This is a genomic window from Lelliottia amnigena (assembly GCF_019047465.1).
Classification (GTDB): Bacteria; Pseudomonadota; Gammaproteobacteria; order Enterobacterales; family Enterobacteriaceae; genus Enterobacter; species Enterobacter amnigenus.
On sequence record NZ_CP077236.1, the window covers coordinates 4,158,057 to 4,175,163 of the forward strand.

15 protein-coding genes and 1 pseudogene are annotated in these 17,107 nt (G+C 50.4%); 9 read left to right on the forward strand and 7 right to left on the reverse strand.

Annotation, left to right across the window (positions count from 1 at the left end):
• Nucleotides 1-10 precede the first annotated feature (10 nt).
• The 3 genes from I6L74_RS19650 to I6L74_RS19660 form a co-directional block, all read right to left on the reverse strand.
• Nucleotides 11-700 (reverse strand): replication protein P, encoded by a 690-nt coding sequence (locus I6L74_RS19650; protein ID WP_059179069.1) that lies wholly within the window; start codon nt 698-700, stop codon nt 11-13.
• On the reverse strand, nt 697-1,614 hold the full coding sequence (locus I6L74_RS19655; RefSeq protein WP_059179070.1) for a replication protein: 918 nt from the start codon (nt 1,612-1,614) through the stop codon (nt 697-699). The genes I6L74_RS19650 and I6L74_RS19655 overlap by 4 nt, the downstream gene beginning before the upstream one ends.
• Nucleotides 1,615-1,698: 84 nt before the next feature.
• Nucleotides 1,699-2,238, reverse strand: a complete 540-nt coding sequence (locus I6L74_RS19660; RefSeq protein ID WP_059179071.1) for a toxin YdaT domain-containing protein — start codon at nt 2,236-2,238, stop codon at nt 1,699-1,701.
• Nucleotides 2,239-2,397: 159 nt separating this feature from the next.
• Between I6L74_RS19660 and I6L74_RS19665 the strand changes: the two are divergent.
• From I6L74_RS19665 to ttcA, 6 genes and pseudogenes are all read left to right on the forward strand, one after another.
• A pseudogene (locus I6L74_RS19665) lies at nt 2,398-4,833 on the forward strand (RecE-related exodeoxyribonuclease); the annotation flags it as partial.
• Between the two features lie 14 nt (nt 4,834-4,847).
• Nucleotides 4,848-5,888 (forward strand): RecT family recombinase, encoded by a 1,041-nt coding sequence (locus tag I6L74_RS19670; RefSeq protein ID WP_059179072.1) that lies wholly within the window; start codon nt 4,848-4,850, stop codon nt 5,886-5,888.
• Between the two features lie 38 nt (nt 5,889-5,926).
• Nucleotides 5,927-6,169, forward strand: a complete 243-nt coding sequence (locus I6L74_RS19675; RefSeq protein WP_059179073.1) for a DUF4060 family protein — start codon at nt 5,927-5,929, stop codon at nt 6,167-6,169.
• Nucleotides 6,170-6,233: 64 nt separating this feature from the next.
• Entirely contained in the window at nt 6,234-6,446 is a 213-nt protein-coding gene (gene xisR, locus I6L74_RS19680; protein ID WP_022651304.1) for an excisionase family protein, read from the forward strand.
• A 1-nt stretch (nt 6,447) separates the two neighbouring features.
• Nucleotides 6,448-7,686 carry a site-specific integrase gene (locus I6L74_RS19685; protein ID WP_059179074.1) on the forward strand — a complete coding sequence of 413 codons (1,239 nt, stop codon included), beginning with the start codon at nt 6,448-6,450 and terminating at the stop codon, nt 7,684-7,686.
• A gap of 49 nt (nt 7,687-7,735) precedes the next feature.
• Nucleotides 7,736-8,671 (forward strand): tRNA 2-thiocytidine(32) synthetase TtcA, encoded by a 936-nt coding sequence (ttcA, locus tag I6L74_RS19690; RefSeq protein ID WP_059179075.1) that lies wholly within the window; start codon nt 7,736-7,738, stop codon nt 8,669-8,671.
• 44 nt (nt 8,672-8,715) lie between these two features.
• Here the strand turns inward: ttcA and dbpA are convergent, their stop codons facing one another.
• The 4 genes from dbpA to I6L74_RS19705 form a co-directional block, all read right to left on the reverse strand.
• Nucleotides 8,716-10,089 (reverse strand): ATP-dependent RNA helicase DbpA, encoded by a 1,374-nt coding sequence (gene dbpA, locus I6L74_RS19695; RefSeq protein ID WP_059179076.1) that lies wholly within the window; start codon nt 10,087-10,089, stop codon nt 8,716-8,718.
• Nucleotides 10,090-10,117: 28 nt separating this feature from the next.
• Nucleotides 10,118-10,300 carry a proline-rich small protein YnaL gene (ynaL, locus tag I6L74_RS21735; protein ID WP_072241849.1) on the reverse strand — a complete coding sequence of 61 codons (183 nt, stop codon included), beginning with the start codon at nt 10,298-10,300 and terminating at the stop codon, nt 10,118-10,120.
• Nucleotides 10,301-10,574: 274 nt separating this feature from the next.
• Nucleotides 10,575-11,558 carry a zinc transporter ZntB gene (gene zntB / locus I6L74_RS19700; RefSeq protein WP_059179077.1) on the reverse strand — a complete coding sequence of 328 codons (984 nt, stop codon included), beginning with the start codon at nt 11,556-11,558 and terminating at the stop codon, nt 10,575-10,577.
• Nucleotides 11,559-11,702: 144 nt separating this feature from the next.
• Nucleotides 11,703-12,857 carry a methyl-accepting chemotaxis protein gene (locus I6L74_RS19705; protein WP_059179078.1) on the reverse strand — a complete coding sequence of 385 codons (1,155 nt, stop codon included), beginning with the start codon at nt 12,855-12,857 and terminating at the stop codon, nt 11,703-11,705.
• A 450-nt stretch (nt 12,858-13,307) separates the two neighbouring features.
• Here I6L74_RS19705 and I6L74_RS19710 point away from each other — a divergent pair, with 450 nt between their 5' ends.
• The 3 genes from I6L74_RS19710 to I6L74_RS19720 all read left to right on the forward strand — a co-directional run bounded on the left by I6L74_RS19710 (nt 13,308) and on the right by I6L74_RS19720 (nt 16,976).
• Nucleotides 13,308-15,437 carry a putative bifunctional diguanylate cyclase/phosphodiesterase gene (locus tag I6L74_RS19710; protein WP_059179079.1) on the forward strand — a complete coding sequence of 710 codons (2,130 nt, stop codon included), beginning with the start codon at nt 13,308-13,310 and terminating at the stop codon, nt 15,435-15,437.
• Nucleotides 15,438-15,528: 91 nt separating this feature from the next.
• A complete protein-coding gene (locus I6L74_RS19715; RefSeq protein ID WP_059179080.1) occupies nt 15,529-16,761 on the forward strand; it encodes a GGDEF domain-containing protein in 1,233 nt (410 codons plus the stop codon).
• A 74-nt stretch (nt 16,762-16,835) separates the two neighbouring features.
• Complete coding sequence (locus I6L74_RS19720) at nt 16,836-16,976, forward strand: Ecr family regulatory small membrane protein (protein WP_072241850.1); 141 nt, start codon at nt 16,836-16,838, stop codon at nt 16,974-16,976.
• Nucleotides 16,977-17,107 lie beyond the last annotated feature (131 nt).

The window sequence follows — 17,107 nt, forward strand, 5'->3', positions numbered from 1 at the left end:
CAATACTCGATTAATTAATTAAACCTGCCGCTTTGCGGCGTTTGTACTCTTCCATTAGCAACTGCGCCGGAGTTGGCCCTTTCGATGCCACTGGAGCTGCTAGCGACCGACGAACAGGTGGGATCGGCTTCCCAGCCAACACTCGCTTTTCCCACCCATACAGAATATCGCCGGCCTCACGCTCAAGCTCTATGTGGCTGAGCTGCCCATCAGTTCCGCGGCGGCGCATCTCAAGACAGATGTGGTAAAAAACCGGTTGAGGCCATGGATATTGCTCGCCGCTGGGGTATCGGAACACAAGCTTGCGCCATTTCCAGTATTCAGCCATCACGTCAGCGATGGTGATCCCCAGTACGCAGCGCCCTTCCCTACACCACTTGATGAACTGGCCAGGTGACGGCAGGAATGGGCGCTCCTGGCTGCGAGCTACACGCATGCCGGCGTCAACCTGTTCCATTGTCGTGATCCCGTTTTCTTTGAACGCCAGCACCCACTGCCTGCGAATTTCGTTTACGTCCTCCTGGCTGCGATTAACCAGGCTTGCCGGAAACGCGGCTGCCAGCTGTACGAACAGCCCGTTGATAATCTGCGCCACCTGCTGCGTTTGTTCACGCTCGGTATATTGCTCCGGCAGGTTATGCGCCACACGACATGCCTGTTCTTTGTCAAAATTGCGAATACCCTCGGCAAGGTTTTTCATTCCAGCACCCCGTCAATCCAGTCGGTGTTATGTAGGTCGACAGTGGCCCGGGTTGCGCTTGCCGTTCCGGTCGCGCGCAGCCGTTTAGTAGTGAGTTGATCCCACTGCTTACGCAGACTCGAAGGGCTCAGAATGTTGTCTTTCCAGAACTCGTCCCGGTTGGCCCACTGGAACAGGTCACAGATTTCGTAGTGAGTACGATTGTCCTGGACACGCATCAGCCTGATGGTGTTTGCCCATTCAGCCCATTTTGGCTCAGATAGCGATGCGTTTAAGGTGAGAAGCTTGTCGTAAATCCAGTGACTAGCCTTGAGGTCGTCTGCCGATCCCCATGATTTACCTGCCGGCGTGTATATCCCATCGGCAGCTTCAGGGTGGCGAGAGAGAAACTCTTGAGTTTTCTGGTTTCGGGATTCTTCAGAATTCCGAGACGAGGATCTTTTAATACTGTTCTTGTTATAGTCTTGGGTGTCTACCGTTTCCGGGAAGGTTTTTCCCGATTCCGGTAACACTTCTCCCGATTTCGGGAAGAGTTTTCCCGTTTTCGGTTTGTCCAAAATCCAGGCAGAAAGGTCAGTATTTATACCGACAGTTTTCATCACGCCCTGCTTTTTGCTAAAGATAATTTTGCGTTCTGCGAGTGATTTTAAAGCATCAGAAACGTGCGAATCACTCAGCCCTGTGAGCTCGGCGATCACCGTGTTCGTGACGCGGTCCTGCTTCTTGTTCCAGCCGTAGGTTAGCCAAATAACCGCCTCAAAACACTGCCATTCTCGACCAGATAATCTCAGGCGAGGTTTGAGCTGTTGGATCTCGTTAGCTACCTTGGTGTACCCATTCGACAGGTCGGCCATACGACCTCCCGGTTGTTCGGTTCTGTTGGGAAAATTGATAATTTCAGCGGTATTTGACATACTCGACTCCGCAATCACGCTTAGTTTTTGCACCTGAAAGTCGGTTCTGTTCGCGCAGACCGGCTTTCGCCATTTTAGAAGTCGTCACATGACCCCCAGTATTGATGTAACCATCGCCATCAATGGTCCAATTTGCTCTGGCATAAGTTGGAATAGTGATGCGATACCTTCGCTTACCTCTTTCAGCTTCTGATGCTCAGGAGCGTCCAGGATAATTGCCTGTTTTGCTTCAGCGACTTCTTTCTCGGCTTTTGCCAGTCGTGACAACTTGCAATCGGCGCCGATTAGATAAGTGCGATATTCGGTCGGCAGCACGGCCATGATTGCTGGCGTCATTTGACTAACATTTTCACGATACTGTTCGGAGTCGAAACGGTTGTCTAAGAATCGGAACAACTTCTGCCGGGCGCGACTTATGTCTTCTGGAAATTCGATACTATTTCCCCCCTGTCGTCTCCACTCCTCAACGATGTAGGCTGATACGACATCTTGGCCCGCTGTAGCTGCCCAAGCGCGCACCGCATCACGAATCAAATCTTGTTTTTGGCAATGAGTAGGTTGAGAACGGTTTATCATCGGAGCCAAGACGAATCCGTTATTGTGTTGATACATCAGTAATGTCATATGCACTCCCATAAGAATTTAAGCCGCACTATTACGCTGTTTGGTGAATACCAAGCTCTCTTTGAGCACTGGCGCGTGCCGCTTAAAACATTGCGTAGCTGCTTCGATAGCAAATGCTTTTTCTGGTGAAGCACGGCGATTACCGTATGCGATCTGATCCAAATACTGGCGGAATTTCTAGCTGAAAAAGAATACGCGTATCACATCGATGCCGAATTTAAAAATGAAGTTCAACGACTGGCCATGGATGTGGATAACAGCTACGTACAGAACTTACTTCTTGCCGCTGAAAACGTAGATGGGTTCAAAACCGCGAACGAATGCACCATCTGGAAAGCGGTAAACGCCGTTAAAAGCATATTTCCACAGGAAAAGCGTTCCGAACTAGCAACATTGATCCATTTCCTCACCATCTGGTTTGCAACCGACCACGTTGACCGCGGCATTCTTGTACGCGAATGGGCCTCTGGCAATCGCATTAGCAATGTTCAGCGCACCGATTCCGGTACGAATGCCGATAGCGGGTATGTCACCGATCGTGGTGAAGGCGCACACCATACACTCGACACCCTCGATCTTGAGATTGCCTGCGCCCTGCTGCCAATGGACTTCAACCACTTTGAGATCCCAGGCAGCATCCTGCGCCGCGCAAAAGATATCGTTACGAAGAAAGAGGAACCGTGGAAATCATGGAGCAATATCCTTCGTAATCAGCCGGGCGTGCTGGGAGTTAACCGCACAGCAGTCTTCAACCTGGTTCGCATCGCGCCGGAAAATATCCACCTGACACCAGCTGCGCACCTCGAGTTTGTTTGCCAGACGATGACGACTGAATTTAATTCCGCAGTTGAGTTACTGACGCTGCCTGCGCCAGTGGCAGAACCTGAAGCGGCAGCACAACAGCCACAGGTTGAGAATCTCGGCAGCGGCATGTTCTCCATCGAAGGTTTGACGGGTGGAAATAACGACCCGGTCATCAATACCTCCTCAAATGAAGTCGTAAAAATGGAAAACGTAACGGAGACCACCAGCGATGTGCAGATGGAATCGACTCAGCCAGAGAAAGTCGAAAATACTGATCCGGTACAACCAGGCGAAGGCGTTGATGCAGATGATACTCAAGCAGTTACCGTAGCGCCGGCAGAGATACTAGCCGCTGCCGCACCAAGTCTCGCTAACCAAGAACCGATAGGTGGAAACCAAATAACGGATTCAGCCAGCCAGAATAGCGATTCTGCACACCAGAAAGTGCCAGAACCGAAACAAAATGAGCCGGAAGTGCAGCGGGACGAACCAGCTGCAGAATACCCTGCCTACTTCGAACCGGGTCGTTATGAAGGTTTACCAAACAACGTTTATCACGCAGCGAACGGGATCAGCAGCACGCAGGTTAAAGATGCCCGTGTGAGCCTGATGTATTTCAACGCGCGCCACGTCGCCAAGACTATCCAGCGAGCGCCGTCCAAAGTACTGGATATGGGTAACCTGGTTCATGCACTGGCGCTGCAGCCTGAAAACCTCGAAGAAGAATTCAGCGTGGAGCCGGAGATCCCAGTAGGTGCGTTCACTACCGCCGGCACTCTGCGTGAGTTTATCGATGCGCATAATGCCAGTCTTCCAATCTTGCTGAGTGCAGACGATATCAAAGCGCTGCTGGAAGAGTACAACTCCACGCTACCCGCACAACTGCCGCTGGGCGCGAGCCTGGAGGAAACCGCGCAGAGCTACATGGCGCTGCCGGCTGACTTCCAGCGTATCGAGGCAGATCAGAAGCAGACGGCAACGGCAATGAAGGCATGCATCAAAGAGCACAACGCCACCCTGCCCGTGCCGGTTAAAACCAGTGGCAGCCGTGACGCTCTGCTAGAGCAGTTGGCAATCATCGCCCCTGACCTAGTGGCACAGGAAGCGCAGAAACCTGCGCCACTGAAAGTGTCCGGCACCAAAGCGGATCTGATTCAGGCGGTGAAATCTGTTAAGCCGGATGCCGTGTTTGCCGACGAACTCCTGGATGCATGGCGCGACAACCCGGGCGACAAGATTCTAGTGACGCGCCAGCAGCTGGCGACCGCGCTGGCCATTCAGTCGGCCCTTCTGGCCCACCCGACCGCTGGCATGCTACTCCAGCACCCGAGCCGTGCAGTTGAAGTCAGCTACTTTGGCTTTGACGATGAAACCGGCCTGGAAGTGCGTGTCCGCCCTGACCTCGAGATCGATATAGACGGCGTGCGTATTGGCGCTGACCTGAAAACCATCAGCATGTGGAACGTTAAGCAGGAAGGACTTCGCACCAAACTTCACCGCGAAATCATCGACCGTGATTACCACTTGAGCGCCGCAATGTACTGCGAGACCGCAGGTCTGGATCAGTTCTTCTGGATTTTCGTCAACAAAGACGAGAACTACCACTGGATCGCCATCATCGAAGCTTCCGCAGAACTTCTGGAACTGGGCATGCTTGAGTACCGCAAATCTATGCGCGCTATCGCTACCGGCTTCGACACAGGTGAATGGCCAGCACCGATCACCGCCGATTACACCGACGAACTGAACGACTTCGACCTGCGCCGCCTTGAAGCGCTGCGTCTGGCTTAATGGAGGAACTGACTATGCAAAACACCAATATCATTACGACTGAGCAGGCACCCAACACCATTTCTGCCAGCAATGCAGTGTTTAACGTGCAAGCTTTGGGTCAACTAACCTCGTTCGCTGAGCTGATGGCACAGTCCGCCGTCACCGTTCCTAAACACCTGGCCGGAAAACCTGCCGACTGCATGGCAATCGTGATGCAGGCAATGCAATGGGGCATGAACCCCTACGCAGTTGCACAGAAAACACATCTGGTGAACGGCGTGCTAGGTTACGAAGCTCAGTTAGTTAATGCAGTTATATCCAGCTCCAGCGCCATCGTTGGCCGCTTCCATTATAAATACGGCGGTGATTGGGAGCAGATTGCGGGACAAAAAGAAGGTCGCAATGAATTAGGCCTGTTTATCAAAGTTGGTGCGGTTCTCCGCGGTGAAGAGGACATTACTTGGGGTGAGCCTATTTACCTCGCGGATATCACCACACGTAATTCACCGCTTTGGAAGACAGCACCAAAGCAACAGATCGCATATCTGGCCGTTAAGTATTGGGCGCGACTCTACTGCCCTGAGGTGATCCTCGGCGTCTATAGTCCGGATGAAGTTGAGCAGCGTGCTGAGAGGGAAATTAACCCAGCACCGTCAAGAGTTAGCCTCAGCGACCTTTCAGGTGACAACGTAACAACCACTCACATCGCGCAGGAATCGGCCGCCAACATCGATACCCTGGCTGATGATTTTCGCGACCGCATCGATGCTGCACAGGACGTTGATAGCGCCAAAGCGTTACGGGTTGATATCGAAAGCGTAAAAGCAACGCTGGGTTCCGCCCTGTTCACCGAGCTAAAGAACAAAGCAGTGAAGCGTTACTACCTTGTGGATGCACGAAACAAAGTCGAAGCGGCTATCAATTCCTTGCCGCCATCAGATGCTCCCGAAGCGATTGAGCGGTTCGGGGAAGCTGAGCGCGTGCTGGCTTCGGCGAAACGTCATCTGGGCGAAGAACTGCATGAGCAGTTCAGCATCACCCTGGCGGATATGAAACCGGAATACGTGGCTTAGGGAGATCGGGAGGGGAAACCCTCCCTAAAGGAGACAATATGCGACTGATCAATCGAGGTAGTAGGCAATCCCCTTTGGCTCGCCAGGCATGTGACATCGCGCTCGCAGCCCACCAACAACGTTACGGCGATTACGGGCGAAGCAAGATGAAAGAGACCTACACCGTGAGAGTTGAAGGTGTGAAAGTTTGGGTTGAAGTGGTGAATCGTAAGGCGAGCTATGTAGCTACAGCAATGACTGGCATGCGCCGGCTACGTTCCCAGCCCGGCCAAGCAAACTGAAACTGAAATATCAACGACTAAAGACCGGCATATCTATACTCATGCCGGTTACCTGAGGTGAACCATGTCGCAGGTAATTTTTAACGAAGAATGGGTTGTTGGCGCAAGGCTCACAGAAAAAACAGGCCTGACCCAACGACAGATTGAGAAGTATCGTCAGGGTTGCTGGGTGGAAGGTGTCCATTTTAAACGGATATCGCCTTCTGGGGAAAAAACCTTGCGCGGCACAACCTGGTATAACTATCCGAGAATTAATCAGTTAATAAGGGATGCGTAAGATGGAAGCTTTGCCTACAGGTGTTGAAATCAGAAACAATAAGATTTGTATCTGGTTTATGTACCGGGGAAAGCGTTGCCGCGAAATTCTCAAAGGTTGGATTAACACCCCGGCGAACATCAAAAAAGCCGGGAATCTTCGGGCTGTGATCGTTAGCGAGATCAACCTTGGAGAGTTTGATTACCACCAGCGCTTTCCTTCATCTTCCAGAGCAAAAAAAACCGTAACCACTGTTTCAGTTCAAACCTTTTCAGAGCTGTGTGAACTGTGGACGAACATTAAAGAAACAGAAATTAGCGCGAACACGATGCGTAAGACGCGCTCACAACTCGGTACGTTAATGCACATCATCAACGGAGATACGCCTGTTTCAACTATACGCCACAGTGACATTCTGAAATACAGGAAGGAACTGTTGAACGGTGAGACACTTTACCTGGCAAATCCCAGAAGCAACAAACAGGGACGCACTGTGCGTACCGTGAACAACTATATATCGCTACTGTGCTCCCTGCTTCGGTTTGCATACAAATCTGGCTTTATCAGTGGCAAGCCCTTTGAAGGGATCAAGAAACTACACAAAGGGAAAGTAAAACCGGATCCTTTAACGAAGCAGGAGTTTAGTTTGCTTGCGGAATCCGAGCGTGGCCAGAGCCTCAATATGTGGACGTTCGCAGTTTATACCGGTGTCCGTCATGGGGAGCTTGCAGCTCTTGCCTGGGAAGATATCGACTGGGAAAAAGGTACGGCTCATATACAGCGCAATCTTAATGCGTTGGGCATGTTCGGCCCACCAAAAACCGAAGCAGGTAACCGGGTTATCACCCTACTAGAGCCGGCACTTGAAGCCTTGAAAGCACAGCGCAAGCTGACAGCGCTACAGCCTAAAACCGAAATTGTCTTTAATCATCGCGAGTATGGCGCAGTGGAACATCAAAGCCTGCGATTCGTTTTCATACCCCGGATGCGCAAAGGAGAACAGAAAGCCTACTACTCTTTATCGAGCATCGGTGCGAGATTCAACGCAGCTGTAAAACGTGCTGGTATTCGCCGCCGGAATCCGTACCATACGCGGCATACTTTTGCCTGCTGGCTTTTATCTGCCGGCGCTAACCCGTCTTTCATAGCCAGCCAGATGGGGCATGAAAACGCGCAAATGGTTTATGAAGTCTACGGTGCGTGGATTGAAGAAATGAATGGCGAACAGGTGCTGATGCTTAACGATAAGCTAGCACGCTGAAAAATTTTTGCCCCTATTATGCCCCTACTGGCTCCGAAGGTAGTAATAAATGCAAGAAAATCAATCAAATACAAAGAAAGAGCAATACAACCTGAATAAGTTACAGAAGCGTCTGCGCCGCAACGTGGGCCAGGCGATTGCTGACTTCAATATGATTGAAGAAGGTGACCGCATCATGGTTTGCCTTTCAGGGGGTAAAGACAGTTACACGATGCTGGAGATTTTGCGCAATCTGCAGCAAAGCGCACCGGTGAAATTTTCTCTGGTGGCCGTTAATCTGGACCAGAAACAGCCAGGCTTCCCTGAGCACATTCTGCCGGAATACCTTGAGCAACAGGGCGTGGAATATAAAATCGTCGAAGAGAATACCTACGGGATCGTTAAAGATAAAATTCCGGAAGGCAAAACGACCTGTTCTCTCTGCTCCCGCCTGCGCCGCGGCATTCTTTATCGTACTGCGACAGAACTGGGCGCGACCAAAATCGCACTGGGCCATCACCGCGACGATATTCTGCAGACATTGTTCCTGAACATGTTCTACGGCGGCAAGATGAAAGGAATGCCACCGAAGCTGATGAGCGATGATGGAAAGCACATTGTTATCCGCCCGTTGGCGTATTGCCGTGAGAAAGATATTGAGCGTTTTGCCGAAGCGCGTGAGTATCCGATCATTCCTTGTAACCTGTGCGGTTCGCAGCCAAACCTACAGCGCCAGGTGATCGGCGATATGCTTCGCGACTGGGATAAGCGTTATCCTGGACGTATCGAGACCATGTTCAGCGCGATGCAAAACGTCGTCCCTTCACACCTGAGTGATGTTGAGCTGTTCGATTTCAAAGGCATTCAGCACGGCTCGGAAGTTGTAGCGGGTGGCGATTTGGCATTTGACCGTGAAGATATCCCGATGCAGCCTGCTGGCTGGCAGCCGGAAGAAGATGATTCACAGCTTGATGAGATGAGACTGAATATCGTAGAAGTGAAGTAACATATGGCGTCTCAGATAGCGCATCTGAGACGCTTTTTTAAGGCTTATTTCAGCAAGCGAACCCGGCAGGTTTTGCCTTTGATTTTACCGTTCTGCAACTGCTTCCAGACTTTATTCGCCACAGACTGACGCACCGCGACATAGACATGCGCGGGATGCACAGCGATTTTGCCGATATCCGCGCCATCAAAGCCCATATCCCCGGTCAACGCGCCTAATACATCACCTGGACGCATTTTGGCTTTTTTGCCGCCATCGATACACAGCGTCGCCATCTCTGCCTTGAGGGGGACAATACCCACGTTATTCGGCGCGCTCATCCAGTTCAGTTTCAGCTGTAGCATTTCTGACAGAATGTTGGCACGCTGGGCTTCTTCTGGTGCGCAGAGGCTGATCGCCAGACCGCTGTTGCCCGCACGCGCGGTACGCCCAATGCGGTGAACATGCACTTCCGGATCCCACGCCAGCTCGAAGTTAACCACCAGCTCCAGTGATTTGATGTCCAGACCGCGCGCGGCAACATCCGTCGCGACCAATACTCGCGCGCTGCCGTTGGCGAAACGAATCAACGTCTGATCGCGATCGCGCTGTTCCAGGTCTCCGTGCAATGCCAGTGCACTCTGCCCTGCCTCTTCAAGCGCTTCACAGACGGCCTGACAATCTTTTTTGGTGTTGCAGAAAACGACGCAAGATGCGGGCTGATGCTGACTCAGCAGCTTTTGCAGCAGCGGAATTTTGCCTTTTTGCGAAGTCTCATAGAATTGTTGTTCAATGGATGGCAAGGCATCAACCGAATCAATTTCGATAGTGACCGGATTTTGCTGAACGCGTCCGCTGATGGCGGCAATCGCCTCTGGCCACGTGGCAGAAAAAAGCAGCGTCTGGCGCGTGGCCGGGGCAAAACGGATCACTTCGTCAATCGCGTCGCTAAAGCCCATATCCAGCATGCGATCGGCTTCGTCCATCACCAGCGTTTGCAGCGCATCTAACGAAACCGTGCCTTTTTGCAGATGATCGAGTAAACGCCCTGGTGTGGCGACAATAATGTGCGGCGGATGCTGGAGCGAATCGCGCTGAGCGCCAAACGGTTGGCCGCCGCACAGCGTCAGAATTTTAGTGTTCGGCAGAAAGCGCGCCAGACGGCGTAATTCACCGGCCACCTGATCGGCTAGCTCACGCGTCGGGCATAGCACAAGCGATTGAGTCTGGAATAAACCCGCATCAATTTGCTGTAAAAGCCCAAGACCAAATGCGGCCGTTTTCCCACTGCCGGTTTTGGCCTGCACGCGAACGTCACGTCCTTCCAGGATCGCCGGAAGAGCGGCTGCTTGTACAGGGGTCATCGCGAGGTAACCCAACTCGTTAAGATTATCGAGTTGGGCGGCAGGCAGAACGTTCAGAGTAGAAAAAGCGGTCACAATGTAGTCTCGAGGTAAAAAGTCACAGTCATTTGGCGCGTATCCTCGCAGATCTCCGTGACCGATGCGACAATTTAATCGGTTCTTCATCTGGCGGTGGGTCCGGCATGGGTTGCGGACGAGGAATAGGATCGGGGATTGGCACCGGTTCAGTGGGGATGGAATCGGATGGCGGCGTTTGCCCGTGGAGCAAGGCTAATAATGCACTCATGTTACCCTCCAGTTTATCGGCTTGACTCTTTTAGGGTAGACGCTGAGATCCTTCAGGCAAAAAAAAGCCGACTAATTTAGTCGGCATTGTACGAATCAATTGTGCTATGCAGTAATTCAAAAAAGGAAGTAAGACAATATGGAGCGCAACGCCCATCGCTTGACGTTGCATTCACCTGCGGGAGTAATAGTGCACCGAAAGGGGTAAACGTTTTTTGACTTTGCTCAAATAAAATAGCGTTTTGAAGCATGCCCGGCGTGAAAAAAACGTAAACTTACAGCCATTTACTACGATGCAACCACCACGCAACACCCCCGATCAAAACAACTAACATGATGCAAAAAGCCGAAAAGCCGAACTGATAACCGCCGCCTGGAATGCCGCCTAAGTTGACGCCAAAGAGTCCGGTCAAAAATGTGCTGGGTAAAAAGACCATTGCCATTAACGACATGGTGTAGGTGCGGCGCGACAAAGATTCCTGCATCACCTGCGCAATTTCATCGCTCATCACCGCCGTACGGGCAATACAGGAGTCAATTTCATCCAGACCTCGGCCCAGGCGATCGGCGATATCCTGCATTCTGCGCCGCTGATCGTCGGTCATCCAGTTCAGACGTTCGCTGGCCAGGCGAGCATAAACATCGCGCTGCGGCGTCATATAGCGACGCATCACAATCAGCTGTTTTCTCAGCAACGCCAGAGATCCACGCGGAGGAATATGTTGATCGAGCAAATTATCTTCGAGATCGATAATTTTATCGTGCAGCTCTTCGATAAATTCACTCGCATGATCGGTCAGCGCATCGCACACATCGACCAACCAGCCACCGCAGTCGGCAGGCCCGGTACCTTCTTTCAGATCATTGACCACGTCATCCAGCGCAAGCACTTTACGCTGACGCGTAGACACAATCAGGCGTTCGTCCATATAGAGGCGCATGGCCACCAGCTGATCGGGGCGTTCGTCGGTACTGCCATTAATACAGCGCAGGGTAATAAGGGTGCCATCGCCAAGACGGCTCACCCGAGGACGCATGCTATCGCCCGCCAGGGCATCACGTACGTTATTAGGAAGCAACGGGGTTGAAGCCAGCCATTGCGCACTGTCAGGATGGGTATAGTTCAGATGTAACCAGCAAGGATGTTCACTGTCGATAACATCATTATCTTCCAGGTGTTGCGCCCCACCCTTACCGTCAAGCAGCCACGCGAACACCGCGTCGGGAACGTTAACTTCGGATCCTTTAATGCCTTCCACAGCGCCTCCACCATTTCACAATCATGGTTGTCAGTCTAGCGGTCACAAAATGTTATTCAACATTTAAGCGTGCCAGCGCGCTGAATCTACTGATAAATTGTTTCTCAAAACGTAAAAAAGCCCGGCGAACCAGGCTTTTCTTAATTAATACACTTGTTCGGCTCGTCGAGGGAAGATTGCTGAGGGAGAACGTTGCCGTTCCTGGCCCGTAAATTCATCTTTTTCTTCCAGTCTGAAGTTCCGGGTACGCGTCTGTAGCTCGATGACCTGGTTTTTCAGCACATCTGATGAACCCGATAGCTCATCGACCATCGCCACGTTGCTCTGAGTTACGCGCTCAAGCTCGGAAAGCGCCTGCGTAATTTGCGTGATCCCTTTTTCTTGCTCGGCGGTCGTCGCCGAAATCTCATCCATCAGTTTGCTAACATGCCCGGAACCGTTAACAATTTCGTGCATGTTCTTTTCCGCTTCCGACACGACCGTCACACCCTGAGTAACATTATTGCTGGTGACATCGATCAGCGATTTAATGCTTTTTGCCGCTTCAGCGCTACGGTGCGCAAGATTACGCACCTCTCCGGCCACCACTGAAAAACCTTTGCCATGATCGCCCGCTCTGGCGGCCTCTACCGCCGCGTTCAGCGCCAGAATATTTGTCTGGAAAGCGATGCCGTCAATCAGCGTGATGATTTCCGTCATTTGCTGGGCACATTCGGTGATGGATTGCATATTGTGGGCAACTTGCCCCATTAACTCCCCGCCCTTACGCGCCTGGACTGTCGCGAGATTGGCGCGCTCGCTGGCCAGCCGGGTATTGTCTGCATTGTTGCGGGTGCTCGCGGCCATTTGCTCCATGCTGGCGGCGGTCTGGATCAGTGATGCGGACTGCTGCTCCGTTTTAACTGAGAGTTGGGCGCTACGGGCTGACAACTGCTCAGATAAGGTCATCGCGGTATGCGACGATGCCCTGATCTCGCGAACAAGTGTGGCGATATTGCTGGATAAACTATTGATACCCGGAATTAATCGTCCGGCACAGTTATTACCAAATTCAGGAATGGAAACAGAGAGGTTACCTGACGTGACTTCTTCAATACTTTTTTTCACCGTATTGATGGGAGTCACAAGATATTTTGTCATATACGACCAAAGCAACAAAACCGCAAGAACATTAACAATATTAACTGCAATAAAAAGTGTTGTGCTTTTTGATAAAACCAAAACCAACCCGTCAATCATTAAAAGCACAACCATCAAAAAGTAAATAATAAAAGTCCTTACGCTAATATTTCTCAGCATAATTGATCCCACGCAGCGTTTTGGAGAGGTATTATGTTTATAGCATTCACCCTTTCTTTTTCCACCTATTTTTAGTGGGTTTTGTTATTTGCATGCTGAAGTCATTGATTTGCGTTAAGTCGAGATAATGACCTTTAAAATATTCCAACCCAAACCAAATATGCTGCCGAAGCATTATTTAAGATGATAACGAAAGATTCTTCAGCCAGACTCTCTCATAATCAAAAGCGCTTTATTAAGAGCAGATGAAACTAATCATTAACATCATGTAGCATCGCTAAAATGAAAATAGAAGGATATATTCTGCAGGTTTTTTATGGTGCAAAATATTAACCTGTTTGTTGTTGATTTTAGATAAGCAACTAATCTTGGAATTAGTTAAAGTAAGCATGGCGGTGTTGACTCGTGCACCGAATGAACTCATACTTTTTTTTTGCGTGGGATGACATAATGCTGGATGTGTCCTGGGACCCTGTCCTTATCGCCATCTCTTTTCTGGTGGCCTTTATCGCGTCATTTGTGGCATTAGACAGTGCAGGGAAAATCTCGGGTGCAAGCCGGAAAGCGGCGTTCTGGTGGCAGATGGCTGGCGGTATCACCCTGGGAATTGGCGTTTGGTCCATGCATTTCATCGGAATGCTGTCGATGAAAATGCCGATGGCCATGAGCTATGATTTTTGGCTCACCGCTGCCTCGCTTGGCGTCGCTATACTGGCCGCCACCTGCGCTATCCATATTGCGGTACCCGGTAATGCCCTTTCTCTTTTACGATGGTTTTTTTCCACTCTGATACTGAGTGCAGGCGTCGTTGCTATGCACTATATCGGGATGGCCGCGTTAATGTTCCACGATCAAATTATCTGGAATATGACCATCGTCCTGATTTCGGTGTTGATTGCAATCGTGGCTTCAGGTGCCGCACTCTGGCTCGCTTTCCACTTACGCCACAGACATAAAGGTGTGTTTATCAACCGTATCGCGGCCGCTATCGTGATGGGGGTGGCCATCTGCGCGATGCATTACACCGGAATGAGCGCGGCCGACTTTCAGCATGGCGTACACACAATGTCTGGCGGTGTAGGCGAACTGGATCTTTCAATCTGGGTGTCGTCCACGACGTTGGTTTTACTGGGGATTATGCTCATCATTTCACTGGTGGACTCTCATTTCCGCACTCAGCGCCTGACCGATAATTTGCGTCAGTTGAATACTCAGCTGGCGCTGCAGGCACGGTTCGATGTTCTGACGGGCCTTGCCAATCGCCATCAAATGGATATCAGCCTCCAGGACTGTCTTCACACCTCGTTGCTGAATAAAAAACAGTTTGCCGTTATGTTTCTTGATATCGACCATTTCAAGCTAATCAATGACGCCTGGGGGCATCAGGTGGGCGATGAGCTGTTAATCAACGTTGCTCAGCGCATTACTGCCCGGCTGGGAACGGGTATGACCCTCGCCAGGCTGGGCGGTGATGAGTTCATCCTGCTTGTACCCGACTGTGATGACGAAAAGATAACGACGCTTTCAATGACCCTTCTGGATGAGATTCGACGCCCCTTTGCGATCGGTGGCCATGCAATCAATGTCACCTTAAGTGTCGGCGTAAGCCTCTACCCGCAGCACGGCGAAACGCTTCATGAACTCAAATTTACGGCCGATGCAGCGATGTACCACATCAAACAAGGGGGGCGTAACGGTTGGGCAGTTTACCGTCCGGAGATGTCGAAAAGTATCACGGCGGAACCCGCATTCCTGCAGGATCTTACCCAGGCGCTTGAGCGCGAACAGTTTGAGCTTTGGTATCAACCCACCTATCTTGCCGACGCTAACGAGATTCACGGTTTTGAAGCCCTGATTCGCTGGCATCACCCTGAACAAGGTGTGCTTCTGCCTGCGGTTTTTTTATCCTCGCTCGAAAAAACAGGTTTAATCATTCCCGTTGGCGTTTGGGCGATCGAACAGGCCTGCAGGCAACTGCGATTCTGGTCCGAGCAAGGCTTCGGTCAGTGGACGCTTTCATTTAATTTGTCCCCTGTTCAATTTGAGCAACAGGATATATTTGAGATAATCACGGGGACCATTCAAAAATATAATCTTGAACCTTCACGGCTGATTCTTGAAGTCACCGAAAGTACCGCGCTTAAAAATCTTGAACGTAGCGTCGAATTGTTAAATGCCTTTAGTCATGCTGGCGTTACAGTCTCTATCGACGATTTCGGCACGGGGTATTCTAACCTGCTCATGTTAAACGTGCTTCCTGCTAAAGAGTTGAAAATTGATAAAACGTTTATCGATAGCATGCTGGATAACAATAAAAGCCAGAAAATTGTCGAAACAATAATCAACGTGGCCCGCACCATGGATATGGTCGTGGTTGCGGAAGGTATTGAAACTGCTGAACAGCAGCAGATACTGGCGAATCTGGGGTGTGATTATCTGCAAGGATATTATTTTTCTCGTCCTCTTCCTGCTGAACAAGTTCCCTGGCTGGTATTACAAAACAAGTCCGATAAACAAATTATACCCATTGGTAAAAATCACATGGAACTCCCCCACAATTCACAAAAAAACCATGCCTGATGTGATGAAGTAGAGTATGTTTTAAATAAGCCCACGCGTGAACATTCCGTCGTGGACATCAGGCAGCGGTACTGATGAATGGGAACAATCTATGTCGCTACCCAGCTACGAAGCGCTCAATTTTATCAAAACACCCGTTTGGATAGTCTCATCCGTTTCTGAGCAGGTTATATTCGCCAACGTCACGGCGACTGCCTTGATGATGAATAAAACGCTCAACGATATGCGTAACGGGGTTTTTTCAGCAAATGCGCAGCATCAGCTTTCTATGTATGTCCCGGACCTTAAATCTGACCTGGATATCATCGAAGTCTGGACCGTCTGGCGCGACCAGCAAGAAACGACGCTAAGCTCTCGCCTGTCACTTGCCCATGACGAAAACATGGGTGATGTGATTATATTTGAGGGCATTGCGTCTCAAATATCGTCGGGACTTAAAGCCAGTCGATCGGCGAATTATCAGCGCAAAAAACAGGGTTTTTACGCCCGTTTTTTTCTGACAAACAGCGCCCCAATGTTGCTGATTGATACCGCGCGTGATGGTCAAATTGTGGACGCCAATTTGGCAGCCCTGAATTTCTACGGCTACACCCATGATGTGATATGCAGCAAACACACCTGGGAAATAAACACGCTAGGCCGCGACATTTTACCGATCATGAATGAGGTTGCGCGCCTTCCCGGCGGGCATAAACCGCTTAATTTTGTTCACCGCCTCGCAGATGGTTCAACCCGCCATGTTCAAACTTACGCCGGCCCGATTGAAATCTATGGCGATAAATTGATGCTGTGTATCGTTCATGATATCACCGAACAGAAGCGGTTAGAGCAGGAGCTGGAACACGCCGCGATGCGAGATTCGATGACAGGTCTGCTTAATCGTCGACAATTTTACCGCATCACCGAGCAAACCAACCCGTCGTTTTTACCTGTTCAGAACCAGTTCAGCTTATTGTTGGTTGATACCGACCATTTTAAAAACATCAATGATGTTTTCGGGCATCTGAAAGGCGATGAAGTCTTGATTTCGCTTTCGCGTACGCTCGAAGCATGCAGCCGGAAGGACGATTATGTGTTCCGCTGGGGCGGAGAAGAGTTTGTCATTCTGTTACCGCGCACGCCACTGGATGTCGCAATGCAGGTTGCCGAAACCATTCGCGCGGCGGTTGCACGCATCGCGATTCCCGGTCTGCCCCGCTTTACCGTGAGTATTGGCGTGGCACGCCACAATTCTGATGAAAGCATTGATGAGCTTTTTAAACGGGTTGATGATGCGCTGTATCGCGCTAAAAATGATGGACGCAATAAAGTTTTGGCAGCCTAAGAACTGGAGTATTGATTAAAGCCTCGTTACAATGCCCCGCTAGATTAACGGATTTCAGGTGGGTAGCTTTTGCTATGGAAAAAACAGAAGTCATACTCATCCTAATTATTTTACTGATTATTATATTTGGCTTGTGGTTTATTTTTAGCGGCCAGATGTGGCATTTAGCAGCGTTTCTGGAAAACTGGCTTTACCCTGCGATCTATGCGCCATGATGCACGTATAACCCATTGTTTCAACTACTGTAATTGTGCGCTTTAACCACAAGAAAACAACGCATAATATAGCAATGGTTACCCTCCGTGATGGGTTAACACAGTATTAATCATTGGCTTATGTTGCCCGT